This window comes from Asticcacaulis machinosus, assembly GCF_028550435.1.
In the GTDB taxonomy this organism is placed as follows: Bacteria; Pseudomonadota; Alphaproteobacteria; order Caulobacterales; family Caulobacteraceae; genus Asticcacaulis; species Asticcacaulis machinosus.
This window is the reverse complement of sequence record NZ_JAQQKV010000001.1, coordinates 886,488-907,527: the sequence shown is the minus strand read 5'-3', so window position 1 is coordinate 907,527 and position 21,040 is coordinate 886,488. Positions and strand designations below refer to the sequence as shown.

The 21,040-nt window shown below is 56.6% G+C and carries 31 protein-coding genes and 1 tRNA gene; 30 read left to right on the top strand and 2 right to left on the bottom strand.

Translation table 11 applies throughout. The annotated features are described in order from the left end of the window. Positions 1 to 289: 289 nt before the first annotated feature. The 10 genes from PQU98_RS04335 (at position 290) to PQU98_RS04290 (ending at position 8,182) form a co-directional block, all read left to right on the top strand. Positions 290 to 1,165 carry a MotA/TolQ/ExbB proton channel family protein gene (locus tag PQU98_RS04335; protein WP_272743650.1) on the top strand — a complete coding sequence of 292 codons (876 nt, stop codon included), beginning with the start codon at positions 290 to 292 and terminating at the stop codon, positions 1,163 to 1,165. Between the two features lie 5 nt (positions 1,166 to 1,170). Continuing rightward, entirely contained in the window at positions 1,171 to 1,605 is a 435-nt protein-coding gene (locus PQU98_RS04330) for a biopolymer transporter ExbD (protein WP_267526319.1), read from the top strand. Positions 1,606 to 1,621: 16 nt separating this feature from the next. Next, positions 1,622 to 2,341 carry a TonB family protein gene (locus PQU98_RS04325; protein ID WP_272743649.1) on the top strand — a complete coding sequence of 240 codons (720 nt, stop codon included), beginning with the start codon at positions 1,622 to 1,624 and terminating at the stop codon, positions 2,339 to 2,341. Between the two features lie 353 nt (positions 2,342 to 2,694). Next, positions 2,695 to 3,405, top strand: a complete 711-nt coding sequence (locus tag PQU98_RS04320) for a TonB family protein (protein ID WP_272743648.1) — start codon at positions 2,695 to 2,697, stop codon at positions 3,403 to 3,405. Positions 3,406 to 3,509: 104 nt separating this feature from the next. Beyond that, positions 3,510 to 4,256, top strand: coding sequence for an energy transducer TonB (locus PQU98_RS04315; protein WP_272743647.1), 747 nt, complete (start codon positions 3,510 to 3,512; stop codon positions 4,254 to 4,256). A 17-nt stretch (positions 4,257 to 4,273) separates the two neighbouring features. Beyond that, positions 4,274 to 5,026 carry a hypothetical protein gene (locus PQU98_RS04310; RefSeq protein ID WP_272743646.1) on the top strand — a complete coding sequence of 251 codons (753 nt, stop codon included), beginning with the start codon at positions 4,274 to 4,276 and terminating at the stop codon, positions 5,024 to 5,026. Positions 5,027 to 5,117: 91 nt separating this feature from the next. Then, positions 5,118 to 5,873, top strand: a complete 756-nt coding sequence (locus PQU98_RS04305; RefSeq protein WP_272743645.1) for a M48 family metallopeptidase — start codon at positions 5,118 to 5,120, stop codon at positions 5,871 to 5,873. A gap of 131 nt (positions 5,874 to 6,004) precedes the next feature. Then, positions 6,005 to 6,080: transfer RNA gene (locus tag PQU98_RS04300), tRNA-His, on the top strand. A 108-nt stretch (positions 6,081 to 6,188) separates the two neighbouring features. Continuing rightward, positions 6,189 to 7,277, top strand: coding sequence for an NAD(P)/FAD-dependent oxidoreductase (locus tag PQU98_RS04295; protein WP_272743644.1), 1,089 nt, complete (start codon positions 6,189 to 6,191; stop codon positions 7,275 to 7,277). 35 nt (positions 7,278 to 7,312) lie between these two features. Continuing rightward, entirely contained in the window at positions 7,313 to 8,182 is an 870-nt protein-coding gene (locus PQU98_RS04290; protein ID WP_272743643.1) for a transglycosylase SLT domain-containing protein, read from the top strand. 9 nt (positions 8,183 to 8,191) lie between these two features. Here the strand turns inward: PQU98_RS04290 and PQU98_RS04285 are convergent, their stop codons facing one another. Continuing rightward, positions 8,192 to 9,409, bottom strand: coding sequence for an SEL1-like repeat protein (locus tag PQU98_RS04285; protein WP_272743642.1), 1,218 nt, complete (start codon positions 9,407 to 9,409; stop codon positions 8,192 to 8,194). Between the two features lie 262 nt (positions 9,410 to 9,671). Further along, positions 9,672 to 11,240: a tetratricopeptide repeat protein gene (locus PQU98_RS04280; protein WP_272743641.1), complete on the bottom strand. Its 1,569-nt coding sequence runs from the start codon at positions 11,238 to 11,240 to the stop codon at positions 9,672 to 9,674. 533 nt (positions 11,241 to 11,773) lie between these two features. Here PQU98_RS04280 and rpsJ point away from each other — a divergent pair. From rpsJ to rpmD, 20 genes are all read left to right on the top strand, one after another. After that, on the top strand, positions 11,774 to 12,082 hold the full coding sequence (gene rpsJ, locus PQU98_RS04275) for a 30S ribosomal protein S10 (protein ID WP_006273890.1): 309 nt from the start codon (positions 11,774 to 11,776) through the stop codon (positions 12,080 to 12,082). 11 nt (positions 12,083 to 12,093) lie between these two features. After that, positions 12,094 to 12,837 carry a 50S ribosomal protein L3 gene (gene rplC / locus PQU98_RS04270; RefSeq protein ID WP_189488185.1) on the top strand — a complete coding sequence of 248 codons (744 nt, stop codon included), beginning with the start codon at positions 12,094 to 12,096 and terminating at the stop codon, positions 12,835 to 12,837. A 2-nt stretch (positions 12,838 to 12,839) separates the two neighbouring features. Next, entirely contained in the window at positions 12,840 to 13,472 is a 633-nt protein-coding gene (gene rplD, locus PQU98_RS04265; protein ID WP_272743640.1) for a 50S ribosomal protein L4, read from the top strand. 3 nt (positions 13,473 to 13,475) lie between these two features. Then, positions 13,476 to 13,772: a 50S ribosomal protein L23 gene (locus tag PQU98_RS04260; RefSeq protein WP_272743639.1), complete on the top strand. Its 297-nt coding sequence runs from the start codon at positions 13,476 to 13,478 to the stop codon at positions 13,770 to 13,772. 15 nt (positions 13,773 to 13,787) lie between these two features. Then, positions 13,788 to 14,624 (top strand): 50S ribosomal protein L2, encoded by an 837-nt coding sequence (gene rplB, locus PQU98_RS04255; protein WP_272743638.1) that lies wholly within the window; start codon positions 13,788 to 13,790, stop codon positions 14,622 to 14,624. Between the two features lie 3 nt (positions 14,625 to 14,627). Next, entirely contained in the window at positions 14,628 to 14,906 is a 279-nt protein-coding gene (gene rpsS / locus PQU98_RS04250) for a 30S ribosomal protein S19 (protein ID WP_272743637.1), read from the top strand. A gap of 2 nt (positions 14,907 to 14,908) precedes the next feature. Further along, complete coding sequence (rplV, locus tag PQU98_RS04245) at positions 14,909 to 15,304, top strand: 50S ribosomal protein L22 (RefSeq protein ID WP_189488201.1); 396 nt, start codon at positions 14,909 to 14,911, stop codon at positions 15,302 to 15,304. Next, on the top strand, positions 15,304 to 16,059 hold the full coding sequence (gene rpsC / locus PQU98_RS04240; protein WP_272743636.1) for a 30S ribosomal protein S3: 756 nt from the start codon (positions 15,304 to 15,306) through the stop codon (positions 16,057 to 16,059). The genes rplV and rpsC overlap by 1 nt, the downstream gene beginning before the upstream one ends. Positions 16,060 to 16,064: 5 nt before the next feature. Then, the gene (gene rplP / locus PQU98_RS04235) at positions 16,065 to 16,508 is read left to right on the top strand and encodes a 50S ribosomal protein L16 (protein WP_272743635.1); all 444 of its coding nucleotides are present in this window, start codon (positions 16,065 to 16,067) and stop codon (positions 16,506 to 16,508) included. A gap of 4 nt (positions 16,509 to 16,512) precedes the next feature. After that, a complete protein-coding gene (gene rpmC, locus PQU98_RS04230) occupies positions 16,513 to 16,704 on the top strand; it encodes a 50S ribosomal protein L29 (RefSeq protein WP_189488207.1) in 192 nt (63 codons plus the stop codon). Between the two features lie 9 nt (positions 16,705 to 16,713). Continuing rightward, positions 16,714 to 16,950 carry a 30S ribosomal protein S17 gene (gene rpsQ, locus PQU98_RS04225; RefSeq protein ID WP_189488209.1) on the top strand — a complete coding sequence of 79 codons (237 nt, stop codon included), beginning with the start codon at positions 16,714 to 16,716 and terminating at the stop codon, positions 16,948 to 16,950. Between the two features lie 312 nt (positions 16,951 to 17,262). Further along, the gene (gene rplN, locus PQU98_RS04220; RefSeq protein WP_189488211.1) at positions 17,263 to 17,631 is read left to right on the top strand and encodes a 50S ribosomal protein L14; all 369 of its coding nucleotides are present in this window, start codon (positions 17,263 to 17,265) and stop codon (positions 17,629 to 17,631) included. Between the two features lies 1 nt (position 17,632). Then, complete coding sequence (rplX, locus tag PQU98_RS04215; RefSeq protein ID WP_272743634.1) at positions 17,633 to 17,950, top strand: 50S ribosomal protein L24; 318 nt, start codon at positions 17,633 to 17,635, stop codon at positions 17,948 to 17,950. Next, entirely contained in the window at positions 17,943 to 18,500 is a 558-nt protein-coding gene (gene rplE, locus PQU98_RS04210) for a 50S ribosomal protein L5 (protein ID WP_272743633.1), read from the top strand. Before rplX ends, rplE begins: the two co-directional genes overlap by 8 nt. A 17-nt stretch (positions 18,501 to 18,517) precedes the next feature. After that, positions 18,518 to 18,823, top strand: a complete 306-nt coding sequence (gene rpsN, locus PQU98_RS04205; RefSeq protein WP_272743631.1) for a 30S ribosomal protein S14 — start codon at positions 18,518 to 18,520, stop codon at positions 18,821 to 18,823. A gap of 14 nt (positions 18,824 to 18,837) precedes the next feature. Continuing rightward, positions 18,838 to 19,236 (top strand): 30S ribosomal protein S8, encoded by a 399-nt coding sequence (rpsH, locus tag PQU98_RS04200; protein ID WP_189488225.1) that lies wholly within the window; start codon positions 18,838 to 18,840, stop codon positions 19,234 to 19,236. A gap of 25 nt (positions 19,237 to 19,261) precedes the next feature. After that, complete coding sequence (gene rplF, locus PQU98_RS04195; protein ID WP_272743630.1) at positions 19,262 to 19,795, top strand: 50S ribosomal protein L6; 534 nt, start codon at positions 19,262 to 19,264, stop codon at positions 19,793 to 19,795. A gap of 3 nt (positions 19,796 to 19,798) precedes the next feature. After that, positions 19,799 to 20,152 (top strand): 50S ribosomal protein L18, encoded by a 354-nt coding sequence (gene rplR, locus PQU98_RS04190; protein ID WP_272743628.1) that lies wholly within the window; start codon positions 19,799 to 19,801, stop codon positions 20,150 to 20,152. 11 nt (positions 20,153 to 20,163) lie between these two features. Continuing rightward, positions 20,164 to 20,739, top strand: coding sequence for a 30S ribosomal protein S5 (rpsE, locus tag PQU98_RS04185; protein ID WP_272743627.1), 576 nt, complete (start codon positions 20,164 to 20,166; stop codon positions 20,737 to 20,739). 5 nt (positions 20,740 to 20,744) lie between these two features. Beyond that, positions 20,745 to 20,921, top strand: a complete 177-nt coding sequence (gene rpmD / locus PQU98_RS04180; protein WP_272743626.1) for a 50S ribosomal protein L30 — start codon at positions 20,745 to 20,747, stop codon at positions 20,919 to 20,921. The last annotated feature ends 119 nt before the right edge of the window (positions 20,922 to 21,040 follow it).

Genomic DNA, 21,040 nt, shown 5'->3' with positions numbered 1-21,040 from the left:
GCTTTTTTAGTCACAAATCACTTCGTTGGGAGTAACAAAGTGATCGCCATTTGAATCTTTATGATCCATAATGGCTTGGATTGTGTGTGCATAACGGCCCCTGACAGAGCGTTCAGAACTCGGTATGGGTGTTTGTATCACAAGAAGATTCCCCAAAAGGGCAAAGACGGGCCAAAAGGTCCGGCTTTTTTTGAGGGGAATTTAGGTTTTAACACGGGGTAAACGCTTCCCCCTTTAGTCCTTGGTCAGCCCGTTACGGGTAATGTCCTAATTCAGGAATTGGCGAAAAATGCTCGAACACAAGAAACACAACCCTCTCATTGCTCTGCTCGGTGCGGCTGCACTGTTCATGAGCGTCCCCGGTCTGGCGGCTGCCGCTCCGGCAACCCCGGCTGCTGAAGCGGCGCCTGCCGCTGCTGCTGAAGCCCCTGCGGCTGAGCCTGCTGAAGACGCTGCGGCCCCGGCCGAAGCAGGTCACGGTGAACTGACCGTTGCTACCATGTTCATGATGGCCGTGCCGGTCGTTAAGGTCGTGATGATCGGCCTCGTGCTGATGTCGGTTCTGTCCTGGATTATCCTGGTCGTGAAGATGATCGAATTCAGCAGCCTGAACAAAGCGTCGAACAACTACCTCGAAGCTTTCCGCGGCGCTCGCTCGATCGCTGACATCAACCGCGTTTCGGTGTCTGACGAATTTGCCGGTAACCCGATGGCCGACATGGCCGCTGTGGCGACCGAAGAAATTCAGATCTCCAAGTCCGCTGGCCTGTCGATCTCCGGTGAACACCGCGACTCGACCCTGCACCGCGCGTCGTCCTCGATCAACGCCGTTCAGGCCGGTCTGTCCAAGCGCCTGTCGGGTGGCTTGACCTTCCTCGCTTCGACCGGGTCGCTTGGGCCATTCATCGGTCTGTTCGGTACGGTTTACGGGATCATGAACTCCTTCATCGGTATCGCGAACACCAACACCACCAACCTGGCTGTTGTGGCTCCGGGTATCGCTGAAGCCCTTCTGGCGACCGGTATCGGTCTGGCCGCCGCTATTCCGGCCGTTGCCATGTACAACATCTTCAACACCATGATCGCTGCTTACGGCACCCGTTCGGAGCAATTTGTTTCGGAACTGATGAATACGCTGTCGCGTCAACTCGACAAAGGGGCGTAATTTAGATGGGAGCCAAGCTATCAGGTGGCGGCGGCTCGAAGTTTCATATCGAGCAGAACAGCGAAATTAACGTTACGCCGTTCGTCGACATCATGCTGGTGCTTTTGATTATCTTCATGGTGGCCGCCCCAATGGCCACTGTGTCGGTAGAAGTTCAAATGCCAACAGCCGTCGCCCCACCGCAAGAAAACCCGCCCAAACCGGTATTCATCTCCATCCAGGCTGATGGTGATCTGTTTATCGGTGACGGTCCCACATCAGTCGATGGCTTAGGTGCAGATCTGAAGCGTCTGATTGGTAAGCGTAATCCCGACGAAGAGCGTATCTTTATTCGTGCTGACAAGAAGGTTCGCTACGGCACCTTCATGGAAGTCATGAACGCATTGCAGGACAGTGGTTTCTACAGTGTGGCTCTGGTCGGCGAAGACGGTAACAAGTAAGGAGGGCCCAGACACTATGGAAGAGACCCCCCACAGACGCCGCGACCCGATTCTGGATCCGCCCCCTAACAAGAACAAGGGTGCTATCTTTATCGGTGTCGGTGTTGCCGCCGTATTCCACGTTGCTCTCGGTTACTATATCTACAAAGAAAGGTTCGAGATCAAAGAAGTCCAGTATGTGGATGAGAAGATAGATACGACGCTGGAGGAGCTTTTGCCACCTCCGCCGCCGCCTCCACCGCCTCCGCCACCGCCGCCCGATCTGCCGCCGCCGCCACCTAAGCTCCAGATTCGTGAGCCGGTGGTAACGGATGTACCGGCACCGGAACCTATCCGGATCGAGCCGACCAAGAAGGAAGACCGGGTTGAATATGAGGGCCCCCCTCAGGTCATCCCCGGACCGCCACCGCCGCCTGCACCTGTGGTTCCCGCTGGACCGCGTTACGTGAAAGCGGAATGGGCCAGCTATCCTAACAGCGAAACTTCGCTGAACTTCTACCCACCACGCGCTTTGGACGGTGAAGTGGAAGGGGAGGCTACGGTTGAATGTACTCTGGCCAGTAGTGGTAAGGTTACAGGCTGTACGGTCATCAGCGAAAAGCCAGCCGGTTATCGGTTTGGTGAGGCTACGGTTAAAGTTCTGGTACGCTATGCCCGTGCTAAACCGCAGACTTCTGATGGCGTAATCCAAGAAGGTGACAAGATTAAGATCCGCTATAAGTGGACCTTGAACTAATCCACCTGATACCCGCTAAAAAAACACCCCGCAGGCGACTGCGGGGTGTTTTTCTATGTCAACGCGGTTCGTGCAGGGCGCGAGTTTTTGTGATCACAGTTTATTGACTTTGAGACGCAAAATTCTGCGGTATTCTGATGCTGCTTTCCCCAGCGTCAGATTGGGGAGGCGCAACAACCATAAGTCCTGTCGTTCTTAGGGTTCATGAGCTTTTGTGTGTCACGATGTCGTGGCCAAAGCCGCTTGATATTTTGGCCTTTCGGGCTGACTGCGCTTAATGCCGGTGGCCCAGATATGTGGCATGACAGACGCAACCGACCGGAGGGCGTCACGACCTTTCACAGGGGTTCATCATGTCCGAAGTGGCGCATAATGTTTATCATCCGCTGTTTGCAACGACCGCTCATCGCCGGTTATCGCCGTCCGTTTTGGCCGGGCTGGGCGTTGCGGCCCTGCTGCATGCGGGGATTGCGGCCTATCTGATCAATCAGAATTTTCAGATGATTGAACTGCCGCCGCCGCCCCCAGTGCATATTAATGACGGCGTTATGATCAGGTTTACCCCACCGCCACCGCCGACCCAAGCACCGAAATCACCACCCATTGATCTTCATAAGTCGCCTATAACCCCGCTGGCGCCGCCGCCGATACCGGTGGAGCCGTCACCGGTTGATGCGGGCCCGGTGGTGACGACATCGCCGCCCGCGACGATCGCGACGGGCACACCCACTGAAACTGCGGGGACATCCTCGCAGCCGGCGACAAGCCCTTATGTCAAGGCGCAATGGGCCAGCTATCCGACGGGGGAGGCGGCGCTGAATTATTACCCCGCACGGGCTCTGGATCAGGAAATCGAAGGGGAGGCGTTGGTGGAATGCACATTCAATGCGTCAGGTAAAATCACGGCCTGTTCGGTTCTGTCCGAAAATCCGGCCCGTTACGGCTTCGGTCAGGCAACAGCAGACTTAATGGTCAAACATGCCCGCGCCAAACCGCAGACGGCCAATGGTGCCTTACGCGACGGCGATAAGATGAAGATCCGTTATCGCTGGTCACTCGACTAAAAATTCCTGATACACTGAAAACACCCTGAGTTTCGTCTCAGGGTGTTTTTTATTGCCTTACAACCTCGCCACGGTATTATGAAACTGTAGTGGCAGGGGGCGTTATGGGGTTACGATTTTTAGTTACGGTCGCGGTGATAACCTGCGGGGTGGCGTCCGTTGGTTACGGAGCCTCACCCGCTCAGACGCCACCGACTGAGCGTCCTGAATTTAACAAAATCCCCGAAATCCCGCCGCCGCCGGTTTTCTGGAAAACCTACCCGACCGGCGATCAGGCCTTGGATTATTATCCGGATACGGCGCTTGATCAGGAAGTCCCCGGCAGCGCGACCCTAGAGTGCCGGTGGGACGAAAAAGGCCGTATTACGAACTGTGATATTCTTAAAGAAGCACCGGACGGCTATGGTTTTGGCGACGCTACCCGTCGGCTGCTGATGGTTTATGGGACGGTCGATCTGGAAAAGACCGCAAAGCTGCCGCCGGAAAAGCGGACCATAAAAATCCGCTATCACTGGACGCTGGAAGGTGATGGCATAGTTGACGGTATGATCATCATAAAGCCGACCCTGGCCGACGCGCAGCCATACTATCCTGCGGCCTTGATGACCGGGGATACGGCGGGGATCGTCAGCCTGTGGTGCAAGTGGAAAAGCGAGGGCGGAAAGGACGAAGTCACCGGCTGTGACGTGGTGCGTGAGTTCCCGAAGAACAAAGGCTTTGGAGAGGCAACCCGCAAGTTGTTTGAGGCCAAAACCCGCATCTATTCCACCGGCATAGATACAGATAAACGCGAGGGGGGATTTCCGGTGTTTTTCCTGTGGTACCTGCCGGAAACAGGCGAATTCGATTAGTAACGTGAGGGATGGGGATGATCAACAGAAGTGTGGGCCGTAGCGCAACATTAGTGGCGGGATTTATCATCAGCCTGATAACGGCGGGCGTTGGCGAAGCGCAGGATGATACGGTGGCGTCGGTAAACCCTGCGTCCGCCCCGTCAGAGCAGCCCCTCGTTTGGGCCAGATATCCAAGCGGAACGGAGGCATTAAAGCATTATCCTGCTAAGGCTTTGGACGCCGAACAGTCTGGTGTCGCGCGCATTGAATGTGATTTTGATGCCCCTCCGTCCGGGGAAACTACGAGTTCTATAAAAAGCTGCCGGACGCTTGAAGAATATCCTGCAGGCATGGGCTTTGGTAAAGCCACGGAAGATATTATACACCGCTACGGACGAGTGAGGACACAGTACGGTGAAAGCTTGCAAGCCGGACGCATAACCTTGCGATACAGATGGGTGTTGCAAGGAGGGCCACTTCGGCCTGAAAGTGAGACTATTGGCTTTAAGGCTGGCACTAATGCAGATGACTATTACCCCAAAGGCAGCCAAAAGAGCGCGCATATAAAATTGCGGTGTGCCTATAAGGTTGCTGAGTCAGAGACCGTCGGAGACATAACGCATTGTACCGTGACGAGTGAAAAGCCAAAGGGAACAGGGTTAGGTGCTTCGGCGCAAACCTTGTTTGAGGATAGGGGGCTGGTCGTTTTTGGTGGCCCGACACTTTTGATTCCATCGGAAGGTGAGATATCATTCGGTTTCGACTGGAAGCCACCCGCGGCTAAATGATGAGCCAGATGGTGAGATTGCCTGATTGTAATTTAATACGGGCTGGGCGATAGTTCGTGAAAACTGGAACAGGCATCAGGTGACATCGCTCATGAATTCAAAGCATTTAATCGCAGGTATAGCGGCCATTGCGCTGGTGTCTGTTGCGGCTTGTACCACCAATGAAACCCTTGGGCGGTCGCAGTTATTGCTGGTGGATAATGACCAACTGGCGGCACCGGCGATGGCGGCCTGGCAGGAAACGCTCAAGACCTCAAAAATCTCGACCGATCCTGAGATGAACCGCCGGGTCAAAACCGTTGGAGCGCGTATCGTTCAGGCTGCGGGCCTGTCGGGGCAATCATGGGAATATGTGGTGTTCGATAACCCGCAACCCAATGCCTTTGTCATTCCGGGCAATAAGGTCGGGGTCAATTCCGGCCTGTTCAAGGTCGTCAAGAACGATGACCAACTGGCGGCGGTGCTGGGTCATGAAACCGGTCACAACATCGCTCAGCACGCCGCCGAGCGTTACTCGCAGCAGGTGGCGACCTCGGTCGGTATTCAGGTGGCCGCAGGGGCTACGTCTGGCCGCACTCAGCAGGTGATCTCAAGCTATGGCGGTATCGGCGCGCAACTGGGCGTTATCCTGCCGTTCTCGCGCCAGCATGAGCTTGAAGCCGATAAAATCGGTGTCGATCTGATGGCCAAGGCCGGGTACAAGCCGTCTGAATCGATTGCCTTGTGGCGCAATATGGCCGCGCAACGCACCGGAGGGGCCCAGCCGCAGTTCCTGTCGACCCACCCGTCGGATGAGACCCGTATCAACCAGCTAGAGGCCTATATCAAGTCCAAGGGCTATAACTGATCCTGATCGTGTTTAAGTCTTTGCTGGGCATAATTGTGGGTTTGGCTTAACTTCGCACTTGATCACGGGCGCGGCCTCGGTTAGAGACAGCGCCCTGATCATAAGTCTTATGACTTATGCACTGATGATATGCCGTCTTAGCTCACTTGGTAGAGCGCCAGATTGTGGCTCTGGAGGTAGCTGGTTCGAAACCAGCAGACGGTACCATCACTAATATTTCCTCAAATGGTCATAATGCCGCAGTTCGCCAATCTTTTGTGGCGAAGCTTATGGCTTTGCGTCTAAACAGGCGGCTTAAGTTGAGGCGGATATGCGATGACAGCATCACCCTATAGCGTAATCATCATCGGCGGCGGCATAGTGGGGCTGTGCGTGGGGCTGCGCGCTCTCGATCTTGGGCTGTCGGCGACGATTGTGGCCAAAGACGATGTAACGGCCACGACCTCAGCCATGTCGGCGGGGATGGTGGCGCCGGCGTTGGAGGCCATGACCGAGGCCGATCCAACCTTAAGCTTTGCCCGCTATGCGACGGCGCAGAAATCCTGGACCGCTTTTGCGGACGGCATTGGGCTGACCGCCGTGCTTGAAATGGCGCAACCTGGCGTATGGTTATGGCAACCGGGGCCATCGGCTGAGGATATGCTGAAACGCTTCACCGACATGGGGGCGCGGCCTAAGCTGATGACTGAGCCCGCCTTAGGGGCGATTGGTTATGACGCACCGTTTCAGGGTATCGAACTTTCCGGTGACTGGGTCATTTCGCCGGAGCCGGTGCTGGGCTATCTCAAATACCTGTTCCTTGAGCGCGGCGGGCAATGGCGTGATGCCAATGTCCTTAAGGTCGCCGCCCATGAGGTGGTGCTGGCGGGAGAGGAACGTTTGAGCGCCGGTCATGTCGTGGTGTGCGCGGGCTATGGCTCGGCTCGCTTTGGCGCTGAGGTGCCGTCGCTGTCGGCCCTGACGCCCATTAAGGGCCATTTGCTGGACATGACGCGCAAATCCGATCCGGTGCTGGCGGGGCGTATGGTGCGCTCACCGTGGGGCTATTTTGTTTTCTATGATGGCCTGTCGAAATTCGGCGCGACCATGCAAAGCGGACGCGGCGATGTGGATATCGAAGATAGCGCGGTCGCGTCCTTAAAAGATAAGTCGCTGAAATTCACGTCCGGCCTTATGCCCGCGGTTGATGACGCTGCGGTGGCGCGGGTAGGAGTGCGGGCTGCCAGTCCCGATCACTGGCCGCTCATCGGTCAGGACGCGGCGTCTGGCGTATGGGTGGCCACAGCCATGCGCCGCAATGGCTGGATCTATGGGCCCTATGCCGCTGAGGTGATTATTGCGGGGATGACCGGTGTAATTTTGCCGGACGATGCCGGGGTATATGATCCGAACAGGTTTGGTTAATTTCCTGTTAACTATAAACCGGCAAAATTTGCCGTATGAAATTCGGTTCGATTCCCACATCCGGCGGTGAAGCTGCGGCCCAAGCACAGGGCAAGACCAGCACCAATCCGGTTATGCAGGCCCTGCAACGGGCTTCGCAGACAACTGGCGTGGATTTCAGCTATCTGGTCAAGACCGCCCAGCGCGAAAGCTCGCTTAATCCGCGCGCCAAAGCCCCGACCTCATCGGCGGCGGGCCTGTTTCAGTTTATCGAGCAAACCTGGCTGGCGACCGTCAAAAGCCACGGCGCCAAGCACGGCTACGGGGCCTATGCCAATCAGATCGTCAGGAACGCCAACGGCCGCTACAGCGTGCCGGATGCCGCCGCCCGCAAGCAGGTTTTGGGCCTGCGCTATGACGCCACAGCCGCCTCGACCATGGGCGCGGAACTAACGGCGGGCAATGCCGCTTATCTCAAAGGCCGCACAGGCCGTAATCCGTCGGCGGGTGAGCTATATGCCGCGCACTTTCTGGGGCCAGCGGGGGCGGCGCAACTGATGCAGGCCCATGACAGCCGCCCCGGTGCTTCGGCCGCATCTATGTTCCCGCAGGCGGCGGCGGCCAATCGCTCGATATTCTACAAACAGGGGCGGGCGGCCACGGTCGCTGAAGTCATGGCCAATCTGACCAGCAAAGCGGGCGGGGTGGTGACCATGCCCGATGCACAGCCTGATGCAATTGAGGAAAACCTGAATGGGTTTCTGGTGGCGCGGGCCCAGCGGGTTGATGCCAATCAGGCGTTGCTCGACATGATGTTTGGCTCGGACACCGGCGATAAGGGCCTGCTGTTCCAGACCCAGCTCCTGTCGGCCTTCGGCCCGGAACAGGACGAAGACCGACAGGATAAGGGCGGTCTGTTCGGCTAAGGCCAAATCTCAGGTTTGCGGCGCCAGCAGGGCGTCAGCGGCGGCTTTTTCAGCCGGTGTCATCCGGCCCTCCAGAATTTTGAGCACCGCTTCGGCGTTGGGATGACCGGCTTTCTGCGCCAAGGTCAGCCACGCATAGGCCTTGGTGCGGTCGGTATCGCCACCTTCGCCCTTCATCATCATGACCGCCAGATTGAACATACCATCGGCCTGACCGCGTACAGCGGCGGCCTCAAACCACTTACGGGCGGTGGTCTGATCCTTTGGCAGTATCTGCCCATTGTAGAAATAGGTGCCCAGGGCATTCTGAGCGTCACCGTCGCCCCCGATGGCGGCTTCCTTATAGAGGCTCAAAGCGCGGTCGGGATCGGCCTTGACGTTTTCGCCCAGATCATAGGCCCGCGCCACGGCATAGGTCGCGCCGGGGTGCTTTTGTTTGGACGCATGCCAGTACCAGTCCAGCGCCATCTTCGGATTGGCTTTGATGGTCTCTTCACCGGAATACAAAATATTAGCCAGCGCATATTGGGCAGGGGCATAGCCATGCTGAGCGGCTTCCGTATAGTGCTTCACGGCCTTGGCCAGATCGCGTGGTGTGTCGTAGCCAAAATAATATATGTCGCCCAAAGTTTTTCCTGCAGGGGCATAGCCGACATCATAGGCGCGGTCGAACCATTTCCGAGCGGCCTTTGAATCCTTTGGGACGTCAAAACCGATCAGATATATTTTCGCCAGGGTCATGGAGGCTTCGACCATAGGCGTCATGTAAGTTGAGATGCTCTTACGGCCTGACCGGTTGGGTTGCAGTGCCAGTTTTTCATACCACTTTATGGCTTCGGGAACATTCTTTTCCGTACCCACACCATAAAGGTGCATTTTGGCAATCATGAGTGCGGCTTCATGATACCCTATCTTGCTGTACGATTTTTTGAACATCGCCAGAGATTCTGAGTATCTTCCGGCGTTGTACAGATCGACCGCCTCACGCATAGTGGTGTCGCGGGCTCTGATTTGGGCGCGTCCGGAGGCAAAACCAAAGTCCGCAGGGCCGCATCCGCCAACGCTTCTACGACCGCCACCAAAGCCAAGGCCCTCTGCTGCACGGTCACCATTGTCATCACGTGAGGCATCACCGTAAGGGCTTCGAGCGCTAAATTTGTAATCGCCACTGTCGTCACGGATAAATCGTCGAGCATATCCGTCATATCCGGAGCCGGTAGATGACATAAAGCCACAAGATGAAGCGGAGCTTACATCAATCGTCAGGGAATCTGTTGGTGGGGTGAGTTTCCCAAATACCGTTACGGTGGTGATATCACCTTCTTCTGCATTTGCAGGTTTGGATGCCTCCGGGGCTGGTTTTTGAGCGGGCTCAGTCTGTGCAATTGCTCCACTATGCGGACATGCAACCGCTGCCGCGAGCATAAGCACGCGGGTATGGCTCTTGTTGATCGTTTTCATTTTTCCCCTCCCGTTATCGTTGATGCGTTTAAGACTTTGCCGGTGGCGACAGGATCGCCAGAGCCTGCGCCTTATCGGCATCGGTCATGCGTTTTTCCAGTGCGGTGAGGGCGGCTTTGGCGTTTTCGTGGCCTTTAGCCTGAGCCAGGCGGAACCATACCCAGGCCATGACCGGATCTTTGTCACCGCCTTCGCCCTTCATCATCATGACGGCGAGGTTAAACATGGCCTCATCCTGGCCCTGACGGGCGGCAGCTTCGAACCATTTACGCGCCGACACATCATCCTTGGCGATCTGCCCGCCCTGATAGAAATAGGTGCCCATAGCGTTCTGGGCATCGGCATTACCGGCAAGGGCGGCCTCTTTATAATAGACCAGCGCCTTGTTCGGGTCGGCGGCCACGCCTTCGCCAGCATCATAGGCGCGGGCCACGGCATGGAGCGCACCGGCATGGCTTTGTCTGGACGCCTCATAATACCAGGCGACGGCGGTTTTAACGTCGGCATTGGTGCCGTCGTCGCCGTAGTAATAGATTTCCGCCAGCGAATACTGCGCCGGCGTGAAGCCAAGCTTTGCCGCCTGCGTATAATATTCGACAGCCTTTTTGACATCCTTGGGCGTGTCATAGCCATAATAATAGATGTCACCCAAAGTCTTGGCCGCCGGGACATAGCCGACATAGTTGGCGCGCTCAAACCACTTGCGGGCCTCTTTCGGGTTTTTCGGCACGCCCAAACCGACCATATAGACCTTGGCCATCAGAACGGCGGCTTCGCTTATGGGGGTGAGGCTGTCTTCGGGGTATTTCGGATCAAAGGCGGGCATCTGTTGGGTGATGTCAAAGCGGCTGCCCGCGGCGCGCTCCAGCCACTTCAAGCCTTCGGGGACATCGGCAGTGCCGTGCAGGCCGTAAACATAGATCTTGCCGATCATCAGGGAGGCTTCGACCCCGCCTTCGGAATCGGTCAGCTTGGCGTAGGATTTTTTCGCCATCTCCAGCGCTTCGGGGTATTTCTTGGCATCAAACAGGGCATAGGCTTCGGGCAGGGTCTTATCGCGGCGGGCGATATGAGCGCGCCCGGCCGTGTAGGCCAGATCGCCGGGTGAACAATAGGCCGCAATATTCGATTCAGTTGATTGGCTGCCATCAAATCGGTTCATGAAACCGGCTGCCGCATTGGACGATGTTGAGGCGTCACCATAAGGGCTGTTTTCGCGGAAATAGGTGTTGCCGTCACCCTGAGAGATCGTGCCATCGTCATTATAGGTGACACCGGCGGAGGCCATAGCTTCGGGGCTGGAGTTGCCGGTGGTGGCCGCGATATAGTCCTGAATGAGGTAGGTCTCGGAATTGCCCATGCCTGAGGACATGAAATTACAGGAACTGGCCGTTCTGGGGTTTAGCCTCAGGGCGCGTTCGGCTGTTTTAGGTTTTAGCTTGCCTTCGACAGTTACGGTCGTTTCAGAAGGCGCTTCTGCTGCGGGCGTCGGTGTCGTCGTTTGTGCGAAAACAGACGCAGGCAGGATAAGGCCTGCACTTATAATGAGTGTACGCGCGATAAACGCACCTGTGGCGGCGGTAGATTTCAATGACATGACTGTCCCCCTGAATGTAGTCCCTGTTGGCGGCTTCAATGCGGCGCCGGTTTATTGCGGTACATAATGCCCGCTTTGGTGGAGCCGTCAACTGCAATCAGCTATTGATCAAGATTGATCATCTGTGGGGTGCATCGGGTGATGTCAAAGGCCGCGTCCGGTGCGGGGGTAAACCAAGACGCTCCGGAAACGCGTTTCCCCTTATTGTTTTTGGATTTTTCCGACATCAGGCCTTGACGGGGAGGGAATCCTTGGGCATAAGCGCGACCTCTGTTGGATCGGCTGTGGTGCCTCAAGTGATTGAGGTGTCAGACGCGGTTCGCAAATCAAACGTTCAGGCACGGAATTGAGCCTTATACCGTAGGGCTCGAAACGGTGTCTGTTTTTTTGCTTTCATCTGTCAGGAAACTGGTGGGTGAGGGTGGTAGTTGCGGAATATGCGTTCAGTCTCTTTTTTAGAGCCTGAGTTGGTCTTTGAAATGGTTCACTGCACGCGTTAAACCCGCAAGCTCTTTTATTGGAATACGAGCGATATGGATCGTCAGAATATCCGCATCAGACTCAAGGCCTTCGATCATCGCGTGCTGGATCATTCCACACGTGAAATCGTAAATACGGCCAAGAGAACGGGCGCTACCGTTCGGGGACCTATTCCCCTGCCTACGCTCATTGAGCGTTTCACCGTAAACCGTTCGCCGCACGTCGATAAGAAGTCCCGCGAACAGTTTGAAATTCGCACGCACAAGCGTGTGCTCGACATCGTCGATCCGACTCCTCAGACCGTGGACGCGCTCATGAAGCTCGACCTGTCGGCGGGTGTCGATGTCGAGATTAAGATCTGAGGATATTGACCATGCGGACGGGCTTGATTGCCAAAAAGCTGGGCATGACGCGTTATTTCGATAACGATGGCGTCCATGTGCCAGTGACCGTTCTCTCCCTAGAGGGCTGCCAGGTTGTGGCGCAGCGTACTAAGGATCGGGACGGCTATGTCGCGCTCCAGCTCGGTGCTGGATCTGCGAAAGCCAAGAACACCACGAAGCCGGAGCGTGAGCGCTTCGCCAAGGCTCAGGTTGAGCCCAAGGCGATCCTCGCTGAGTTCCGTGTTTCCGAAGACGCGCTTGTCGACGTCGGGGCTGAGTTGTCGGCTGACCACTTCGTTGAAGGTCAGAAAGTCGACATTCAGGGCACGACCATCGGTAAGGGCTTTGCCGGCGCCATGAAGCGCTGGAACTTCGGTGGTATGCGCGCAACTCACGGTGTGTCGGTGTCTCACCGGGCGCACGGTTCAACGGGTCAGCGTCAGGATCCGGGCCGTACCTTCCCAGGTAAGAAGATGGCCGGTCACTACGGTGTTGAAACCGTCACGACCCTGAACCTTGAAGTGGTTCGCGTCGATGCTGAGCGTGGCCTTCTTTATATTCGCGGTGCTGTTCCCGGTTCGGAAGGGTCTTTCGTTAAGATCCGTGACGCCGTGAAGAAGGCCGCTCCGCAAGGTCTGCCGTTCCCTGCTGGTATCAAGTCTGTAGCTGCCGCTCCGGTCGCTGCAAACGAAGCTCCGGCTGAGGCTCCTGCTGCAGAAGAGGGAGCTGAATAATTATGAAAATCCAAGTTACCAATCTTGATGCTGGTAAGGCTGGCGAGCTGGAGCTTTCGGATACCGTTTTCGGTCTGGAAGACATCCGCTCTGACATCCTGGCCCGCGTCGTGAACTGGCAGTTGGCCAAGCGCCGCGCCGGTACGCACAAGGTTCAGACCCGCAACGAAAATTCTCGTACGGGTAAGAAGATGTACAAGCAAAAAGGCTCCGGCGGCGCTCGTCACGGCTCACGTCGTGCGCCTCAGTTCGTCGGCGGTTCGCGCGCTTTCGGTCCGGTCGTTCGCTCGCATGCGTTTGACCTGCCTAAGAAGGTTCGTGCGCTCGGCCTGCGTCACGCTCTGTCGTCGAAGGCAAAGTCCGGCTCGCTGATCATTCTTGATCAGGCGATTGTCGATGCGCCGAAGACTCAAAGCCTGCTGGCATCTTTTGAGAAGCTCGGCCTCAAGAACGCGCTGTTTATCGCGGGCCCTGAAGTCGATACCAACTTCGCTCTGGCTTCGCGCAACATCCCGAATATCGATGTGCTGCCGAACGCCGGTCTCAATGTCTATGACATTCTGCGTCGTGAAAAGCTGGTTCTGACCAAGTCTGCGGTCGAAGCCATCGAAGCACGCTTTGCAGTGGGAGCTTAAGAGATGGCTGCTACTATTCGCAATTACGACGTTCTCCTGTCGCCGCACATCACCGAAAAGGCCACTCTGCTGTCCGAGCAGAACAAGGTTGTCTTCAAGGTGGCGCTGGACTCCTCCAAGGACGAAGTCGCCTCGGCGGTTGAAGCGCTTTACGGCGTGAAGGTCACCAAGGTCAACACGATCGTCCAGAAGGGCAAGACCAAGCGCTTCAAGGGCATCAAGGGCCGCCGCAACGATGTCAAGAAGGCGATTGTCACCCTCGAAGAGGGCCAATCCATCGACATCACCACCGGCTTGTAAGGAGAGGTTTGAGCAATGGCTTTAAAGCAATATAATCCGACCTCCGCCGGCCGTCGTCAACTGGTTCTGGTTGACCGTTCGGAACTGCACAAGGGTCGCCCCGAAAAGTCGCTGGTCGAAGGTTTGACCAAGTCCGGCGGTCGTGGTGCCGGTGGCCGTATCGCTGTCCGCTTCCGCGGCGGCGGTGCCAAGCGCCTGTACCGCATCATCGACTTCAAGCGTCGCAAGTTTGATGTGGTGGGCACGGTTGAGCGTCTGGAATACGATCCGAACCGTACGGCTTTCATCGCTCTCATCAATTATGAAGATGGCGAAAAGGCTTACATTCTGGCCCCGCAGCGCCTCAAGGCTGGTGACCAGATCATCGCCTCTGAAAAGGTTGACGTGAAGCCCGGTAATGCCGCGCCGCTGCGCAGCCTGCCGATCGGGACGATCATTCACAATGTTGAGCTGAAGCCGCTTAAGGGCGGTCAGTTGGCCCGCTCCGCCGGTGCCTATGCTCAGCTTGTCGGTCGCGACGCCGGTTACGCTCAGATTCGTCTGGGTTCGGGCGAACTGCGCATGGTGCTGGATAGCTGCATGGCTACCGTCGGCGCTGTGTCCAACCAGGACCACATGAACGAAAACCTCGGCAAGGCCGGTCGCGCTGTCCATAAGGGCCGCCGTCCACACGTCCGCGGTGTCGCCATGAACCCGATCGACCACCCGCACGGTGGTGGTGAAGGCCGTACCTCCGGTGGTCGTAACCCTGTGACACCTTGGGGCAAGCCCACCAAGGGTCGTAAGACTCGTACCAACAAAGCGACGGATAAGTTCATCATCCGCTCGCGTCACGTTAAGAAGGCTCGCTAATCCATGGCACGCTCCGTATGGAAAGGTCCTTTCGTGGATGGTCACCTTCTTAAGAAGGCTGACGCCGCGCAGAGTTCCGGTCGCAAAGAGGTCATCAAGACCTGGTCGCGTCGCTCGGTCATCATGCCCCAGTTCATTGGGCTGACGATCGGCGTTTATAATGGTCAGAAGCATGTGCCGGTGATCGTGTCGGAAGACATGGTCGGCATGAAGCTCGGTGAATTTTCGCCTACGCGGAACTTCCCCGGTCACGCCGCTGACAAGAAGGCGAAGAGGAAGTAATTATGTCTCAGACAAAAAATCCTCGCCGCGTTGAAGCCAACGAAGCCCGCGTCAAGCTGGTTTCGGTGCGCATCAGCCCGCGTAAGCTTAATCTGGTCGCTCAATCCATTCGTGGTCTGAAGGTGCAACGCGCCCTCAACGAACTGGAATTCAGCCACAAGCGCATCGCTAAAGACGTTCGTAAGGCTTTGTATTCGGCCATCTCCAATGCCGAAAACAACCACAACCTGGACATCGACAACCTGTTTGTCGCTCAGGCCTATGTGGGTAAGGGCATTGTCATGAAGCGTTTCGCTTCACGTGCCCGCGGCCGTTCGTCGCGTATCCTCAAGCCGTTTTCGGAAATCACGATCGTGGTTCGCGAATTCGGTGCCGAAGCTGCTAAAGGGGCTGCGTAATGGGTCAGAAAGTTAATCCGATCGGTCTGCGCCTCGGCGTCAACCGTACCTGGGACTCGCGCTGGTTTGCGGCCCGTCAGGAATATGCCAAGCTGCTTCACCAGGACCTGAAGATCCGTAAGGAACTGAAGGAAAAGCTGAACGCTGCCGGCGTGTCGCGCATCATCATCGAGCGTCCTCACAAGAAGTGCCGCATCACCATCTACGCTGCCCGTCCGGGCGTCGTGATCGGTAAAAAAGGCCAGGACATCGATAAGCTGCGTAAGGACATCGCCGTCCTCACCGAAGGCGAAGTGTTCCTGAACCTGGTCGAAGTGCGCAAGCCCGAAGTCGACGCCCAACTGGTTGCCGAGTCTATCGCTCAGCAGCTTGAGCGCCGTGTGGCTTTCCGCCGCGCCATGAAGCGTTCGATCCAGTCGGCCATGCGTCTGGGCGCCAAGGGCATCCGTATGAACCTTTCGGGCCGCCTCGGTGGTGCTGAAATCGCGCGTATGGAATGGTACCGTGAAGGCCGCGTGCCTTTGCACACCCTGCGTGCTGACATCGACTTTGGTTTCGCCGAAGCCCTGACCACCTATGGTATCATTGGTATCAAGGTGTGGATCTTCAAGGGCGAAGTCCTTGAGCACGATCCGATGGCTCAGGACAAGCGTTGGGCTCTGGAAGCATCCGGCCCGTCGTCGAACGAGCGTCCGGAACGCGGTGAGCGTAACAACCGTGGTCCTCGCCGCGACCGTAACCAGAAGGAGGCTTAAGAGCCATGTTGCTCCCTAAGCGTACCAAATACCGCAAGGCTTTTAAGGGCCGGATTCATGGTAACGCCAAAGGCGGCTATACGCTGAACTTTGGTTCGTATGGCCTGAAGACGGTCGAGCCTGAGCGCCTGACAGCTCGTCAAATCGAAGCTGCCCGTCGTGCGATCACCCGCCAAATGAAGCGTCAAGGCCGCGTTTGGATCCGTATTTTCCCTGACCTGCCGGTCACGGGTAAGCCTGCCGAAGTCCGTATGGGTAAAGGTAAGGGTGCGGTGGATTACTGGGCCGCCCGCGTGGCTCCGGGTCGCATTCTGTTTGAAATCGACGGCGTGCCGGACGATATCGCTCGCGAAGCTCTGCGCCTCGGCGCGGCTAAGCTGCCGGTTCGTACCCGCGTCGTGACCCGCCTTGACGCCGGCATTGCGCCGGTCGCCGAGGCTGCGGAGTAGGATCATGACCAAGATTGCTGACCTGCGGGGCAAGACCCCTGACCAATTGCACGAAGAACTGCTCAATCTGAAGAAAGAGCAATTCAACCTGCGTTTCCAGAAGGCTACCGGCCAGATGGAAAAGACTCACCGTGTGGACGAGGTTCGTAAGGACATCGCCCGCATCAAGACCCTTTTGACGGCCCAAAAGGCCTAAGGAGAGACCATGCCCAAGCGTATTCTGGAAGGTCTGGTTGTTTCCGATAAGGGCGACAAGACCATCGTTGTGAAGGTTGAGCGCACCGTTCTGCATCCGCTCTTGAAAAAGACGGTTCGCGTATCGAAGCGCTACCACGCCCACGACGAAGCTAACACCTACAAGGCTGGCGAAACGGCACGCATCATTGAATGTGCGCCTAAGTCGAAGCTGAAGACCTGGGAAGTGCTTCCTAAAGAAGCATAGTGGCTTCGCCAAAAAGTTTGAAAGCTATGCTTTCAATACGTTTTTGGCGGGTCAATCCCGAAAAAATGCTCTCGAAGCGGTTCTTCGAGCATTTTTGAGTTTACTTCTAACGCGGAATGAGGCTTATGCCACATTCCGCGAATATTTGTCGGTATAGCGTTGTGGTCTGCTTTGGCCGCAAAACCTGCCGAAAAAGAAATTCAGGTTATGGCGACGGGCCGTCCCGAGCCTTAACCTGTCCATATCGTTGCAAACCAAAGTACACTGAGCGCAAGCGAAGGACTTTGGTTTGAGTCTCAAGGAAGTTTGAACATGATTCAGATGCAAACTAACCTGGATGTTGCCGATAATTCCGGCGCACGCCGGGTCATGTGCATCAAGGTGTTGGGTGGCTCTAAGCGCCGCTACGCCTCGGTGGGTGACCTGATCGTGGTTTCCGTTAAGGAAGCCATTCCGCGTGGTCGCGTTAAGAAGGGGGATGTGCTGCGCGCCATCGTCGTTCGCACCGCGAAAGACATCCAGCGTAAAGACGGATCGGTGATCCGTTTCGACACCAATGCGGCCGTGATCGTCAATAAGTCGTCCGAGCCTGTTGGCACGCGTATCTTCGGCCCGGTTCCGCGCGAATTGCGCGCCAAGAACCACATGAAGATCATTTCGCTGGCTCCGGAGGTGATCTGATATGGCTGCGAAGATTAAGAAAAACGACACTGTTGTTGTGTTGACCGGTAAGGACAAGGGCCGTCAAGGCAAGGTTCTCAAGGTTCTGACCGAAGAAAACCGCGTCGTCGTGCAGGGCATTGCTGTGGTTCAACGCCACACCCGTGCCAGCCAGACGAACCCGCAGGGTGGCATCGTCAATAAAGAAGCTGCTATCCACGTTTCGAACGTCGCTCACGTTGACCCTAAGTCTGGCAAGCCGACCCGCGTTGGTTTCAAGATCGATGGTGACAAGAAGGTGCGCGTCGCCAAGAAGTCCGGTGAGGTCATCAATGGCTGATGAAAAATACATTCCGCGTCTGAAGTCGGTCTACACCGGCACCATCCGCGATGCGCTTAAGGCTGAATTCGGCTACACCAACGAAATGCAGGTTCCCAAGCTCGACAAGATTGTCGTGAACATGGGTATCGGCGAGGCTGTGGCTGACTCCAAGAAGGTTAAGGCTGCGATCAAGGATCTGGCTGCCATCACCGGTCAAAAACCTGCTGAAACCAAGGCCCGTCAATCCATCGCCGGCTTCAAGCTGCGCGAAGGTATGGTGATCGGCGCCAAGGTGACCCTGCGCAAGGATCGCATGTATGAATTCCTCGACCGTCTGATCACGATCGCGCTGCCGCGCGTGAAGGATTTTCGCGGTCTGAACGGTAACTCCTTCGACGGTCGTGGCAACTATGCTATGGGCCTGAAGGAACACATCGTGTTTCCGGAAATCAACTACGACCAAATTGATCAGATGTGGGGCATGGACATCGTTGTCTGCACCACGGCGAAGAGCGACAAGGAAGCCAAGGCTCTCCTGAAGCACTTCCAGTTCCCGTTCACGTCGTAAGCGGGGAGAAAGATATCATGGCAAAGAAAAGCGCAATCAACCGCAATGAGATGGTCAAGAAGCTGGTGGCTCAATATGCCGCCAAGCGCGAAGCCCTCAAAGCGATCGCTGTCGATGAGTCCCTTCCGCTGGAAGAACGCTTCGAAGCCCGTCTGAAACTGGCCAAGTTGCCCCGCAACTCGGCGCCTAACCGCGTTCGTAACCGCTGCGAAGTCACCGGTCGTCCGAGAGCTTTCTATCGTAAGCTTAAGATGAGCCGTATCGCTTTGCGTGAGCTTGGTAACCAGGGACAAGTCCCCGGTCTGACCAAGTCAAGCTGGTAAGGGAGGATTGAAATATGTTCGTTAACGATCCTCTGAGCGATATGATCGCTCGTATCAAGAATGCGGCCATGCGTAAGCGTTCCAGCGTTCTGACCCCGGCCTCCAAGCTGCGCGGTCGCGTGCTCGACGTCCTTAAGGACGAGGGCTATATCCGCGGCTACGAGCTTCTGGAAGTTCCTGGCGAGTTTCCTCAGTTCCAGATTGAACTGAAGTACTTCGACGGTGAGCCGGTCATCGCGGAAATTGCCCGCGTGTCAAAGCCTGGCCGTCGCGTCTATTCGTCGATCAAAGATCTGAAGCCTATCAAGAACGGCCTCGGTATCTCGATCCTGTCCACGCCTAAGGGCGTCATGTCTGACAACGCAGCCCGCGACAATAACGTCGGCGGCGAAGTCCTCTGCCGCGTCTACTAAGGCCGGCTGATAGGAAATTAAGACCATGTCTCGGATTGGTAAAAAAGCTATTGCTGTCGCGAAGGGCGTAACCGTTACGCTCAACGGGCAGGACATCTCGGTCAAGGGCCCCAAGGGGCAACTGGCCTGGACCGTCGTTGAAGAAATCGAAGTCAAATACGAAGCTGACGAAATCACCGTAGCGCCTCGTGGTGATACGAAGCGTCACAAGTCAATGTGGGGCCTCAGCCGCACCCTGATCGCCAATATGGTGAAGGGCGTGACTGAAGGCTTCGAGCAGAACCTTGAACTGGTTGGCGTGGGTTACCGCGCGGCCATGAAGGGTACGGCGCTTGAGCTGCAACTCGGCTTCTCGCATCCGGTCGAAGTGCCGGCGCCTACCGGCGTCACCTTCGTTGTGCCAAAGCAAACGGAAATCAAGATCCAGGGCATCGACAAGCAAGTCGTCGGTGAACTGGCCGCCAAGATCCGCAAAATTCGTCCGCCTGAGCCCTACAAGGCCAAGGGTGTTCGTTATGCCGGCGAAAAGGTTCGCCGCAAGGAAGGCAAGAAGAAGTAAGTCATGGCTCTGTCTCCTCGTGAACAATTGGCTCGTCGCGCGCAACGTAATCGTACGCGCCTCAAGAAGCTCTCCAACGGCCGCCCGCGTTTGTCGGTGTTCCGTTCGGATAAAAACATCTACGCTCAGATCATCGACGATCTGAAGGGCGTGACCGTCGTGGCGGCCTCGTCCCTCGAAGCGTCGGCTAAGCGTGGTTCGGACGCCTCCGCCGCCACTGAAGTTGGTAAGCTGGTTGCCCAGCGTGCCATCGAAGCCGGTATCAAGGACGTCGTCTTTGACCGTGGTGGTTACATTTATCATGGCCGGGTGAAGGCGTTGGCAGATGCCGCGCGCGAAGCCGGTCTCAACTTCTAAGGGGTACGTTCATGGCTCGTCCTAGCGAAAACCGCAATGAGCGTCGCGAACGCACCGAAGAACCTTCGGAGTTCGTTGAAAAGCTCGTCGCCATCAACCGCGTCGCCGCTACTGTTAAGGGTGGTCGTCGTTTCTCGTTCGCCGCTCTGATGGTCGTTGGTGACCAAAAAGGCCGCGTTGGCTACGGTCACGGTAAGGCCCGTGAAGTGCCGGAAGCTATCCGCAAGGCTACCGAAGAAGCCAAGAAGTCGCTCGTTCGCGTGCCGCTTCGTGAATCCCGCACCCTGCACCACGATGGCTACGGCCGTTGGGGCGCCGGTAAGATCCAGCTTCGCGCGGCCCCTCCGGGCACCGGCGTGATCGCGGGTGGTCCGATGCGTGCGGTGCTTGAAACCCTGGGCGTTTCCGACGTGGTCGGCAAGTCGCTTGGGTCTTCGAACCCTTACAACATGGTGCGCGCCACGTTTGAAGCGCTGAAGGTGCAGTCTTCGCCCCGTCAGATCGCCTCCAAGCGCGGCAAGAAGGTTGGCGACATCCTGACGCGCCGTAATGACGGCGCTTCGTCGCCGGAAGCGATTGAGGGCTAATCATCATGGCACAAGTCAAAGTCAAGCAGACGGGTTCGCCCATCCGCCGTACCAAAGATCAGCGCGCAACGCTCGCCGGTCTGGGCCTGAACAAGATGGGCCGTGTCTCCACTCTGGAAGATACGCCTTCGGTTCGCGGCATGATCGCCAAGGTGGCTCACCTGGTTGAAATCGTCGACTAAACAAATGCCCGGAGGAAACTCCGGGCATTTTGCTATTTATAGAAGCTTCCTTCTCCCCGCTTGCGGGGAGAAGGTGGTTCGAAGAACCGGATGAGGGGCCTCTTACATACAGGTTTTGC

Coding starts and splice junctions, on each gene's coding strand:
- rplE (WP_272743633.1), top strand. CDS start 17,943: ATGGCTGATGAAAAATACATTCCGCGTCTGAAGTCGGTCTACACCGGC.
- rpmD (WP_272743626.1), top strand. CDS start 20,745: ATGGCACAAGTCAAAGTCAAGCAGACGGGTTCGCCCATCCGCCGTACC.
- rplF (WP_272743630.1), top strand. CDS start 19,262: ATGTCTCGGATTGGTAAAAAAGCTATTGCTGTCGCGAAGGGCGTAACC.
- rpsH (WP_189488225.1), top strand. CDS start 18,838: ATGTTCGTTAACGATCCTCTGAGCGATATGATCGCTCGTATCAAGAAT.
- rplX (WP_272743634.1), top strand. CDS start 17,633: ATGGCTGCGAAGATTAAGAAAAACGACACTGTTGTTGTGTTGACCGGT.
- rplN (WP_189488211.1), top strand. CDS start 17,263: ATGATTCAGATGCAAACTAACCTGGATGTTGCCGATAATTCCGGCGCA.
- PQU98_RS04315 (WP_272743647.1), top strand. CDS start 3,510: ATGGGGTTACGATTTTTAGTTACGGTCGCGGTGATAACCTGCGGGGTG.
- PQU98_RS04330 (WP_267526319.1), top strand. CDS start 1,171: ATGGGAGCCAAGCTATCAGGTGGCGGCGGCTCGAAGTTTCATATCGAG.
- PQU98_RS04310 (WP_272743646.1), top strand. CDS start 4,274: ATGATCAACAGAAGTGTGGGCCGTAGCGCAACATTAGTGGCGGGATTT.
- PQU98_RS04260 (WP_272743639.1), top strand. CDS start 13,476: ATGGCTGCTACTATTCGCAATTACGACGTTCTCCTGTCGCCGCACATC.
- rplV (WP_189488201.1), top strand. CDS start 14,909: ATGTCTCAGACAAAAAATCCTCGCCGCGTTGAAGCCAACGAAGCCCGC.
- rpsQ (WP_189488209.1), top strand. CDS start 16,714: ATGCCCAAGCGTATTCTGGAAGGTCTGGTTGTTTCCGATAAGGGCGAC.
- rpsC (WP_272743636.1), top strand. CDS start 15,304: ATGGGTCAGAAAGTTAATCCGATCGGTCTGCGCCTCGGCGTCAACCGT.
- PQU98_RS04305 (WP_272743645.1), top strand. CDS start 5,118: ATGAATTCAAAGCATTTAATCGCAGGTATAGCGGCCATTGCGCTGGTG.
- rpsS (WP_272743637.1), top strand. CDS start 14,628: ATGGCACGCTCCGTATGGAAAGGTCCTTTCGTGGATGGTCACCTTCTT.
- rplP (WP_272743635.1), top strand. CDS start 16,065: ATGTTGCTCCCTAAGCGTACCAAATACCGCAAGGCTTTTAAGGGCCGG.
- PQU98_RS04335 (WP_272743650.1), top strand. CDS start 290: ATGCTCGAACACAAGAAACACAACCCTCTCATTGCTCTGCTCGGTGCG.
- rplD (WP_272743640.1), top strand. CDS start 12,840: ATGAAAATCCAAGTTACCAATCTTGATGCTGGTAAGGCTGGCGAGCTG.
- rpmC (WP_189488207.1), top strand. CDS start 16,513: ATGACCAAGATTGCTGACCTGCGGGGCAAGACCCCTGACCAATTGCAC.
- rplR (WP_272743628.1), top strand. CDS start 19,799: ATGGCTCTGTCTCCTCGTGAACAATTGGCTCGTCGCGCGCAACGTAAT.
- PQU98_RS04280 (WP_272743641.1), bottom strand. CDS start 11,240: ATGTCATTGAAATCTACCGCCGCCACAGGTGCGTTTATCGCGCGTACA.
- PQU98_RS04290 (WP_272743643.1), top strand. CDS start 7,313: ATGAAATTCGGTTCGATTCCCACATCCGGCGGTGAAGCTGCGGCCCAA.
- PQU98_RS04320 (WP_272743648.1), top strand. CDS start 2,695: ATGTCCGAAGTGGCGCATAATGTTTATCATCCGCTGTTTGCAACGACC.
- rpsN (WP_272743631.1), top strand. CDS start 18,518: ATGGCAAAGAAAAGCGCAATCAACCGCAATGAGATGGTCAAGAAGCTG.
- rplC (WP_189488185.1), top strand. CDS start 12,094: ATGCGGACGGGCTTGATTGCCAAAAAGCTGGGCATGACGCGTTATTTC.
- PQU98_RS04285 (WP_272743642.1), bottom strand. CDS start 9,409: ATGTCATCTACCGGCTCCGGATATGACGGATATGCTCGACGATTTATC.
- rpsJ (WP_006273890.1), top strand. CDS start 11,774: ATGGATCGTCAGAATATCCGCATCAGACTCAAGGCCTTCGATCATCGC.
- PQU98_RS04325 (WP_272743649.1), top strand. CDS start 1,622: ATGGAAGAGACCCCCCACAGACGCCGCGACCCGATTCTGGATCCGCCC.
- rpsE (WP_272743627.1), top strand. CDS start 20,164: ATGGCTCGTCCTAGCGAAAACCGCAATGAGCGTCGCGAACGCACCGAA.
- PQU98_RS04295 (WP_272743644.1), top strand. CDS start 6,189: ATGACAGCATCACCCTATAGCGTAATCATCATCGGCGGCGGCATAGTG.
- rplB (WP_272743638.1), top strand. CDS start 13,788: ATGGCTTTAAAGCAATATAATCCGACCTCCGCCGGCCGTCGTCAACTG.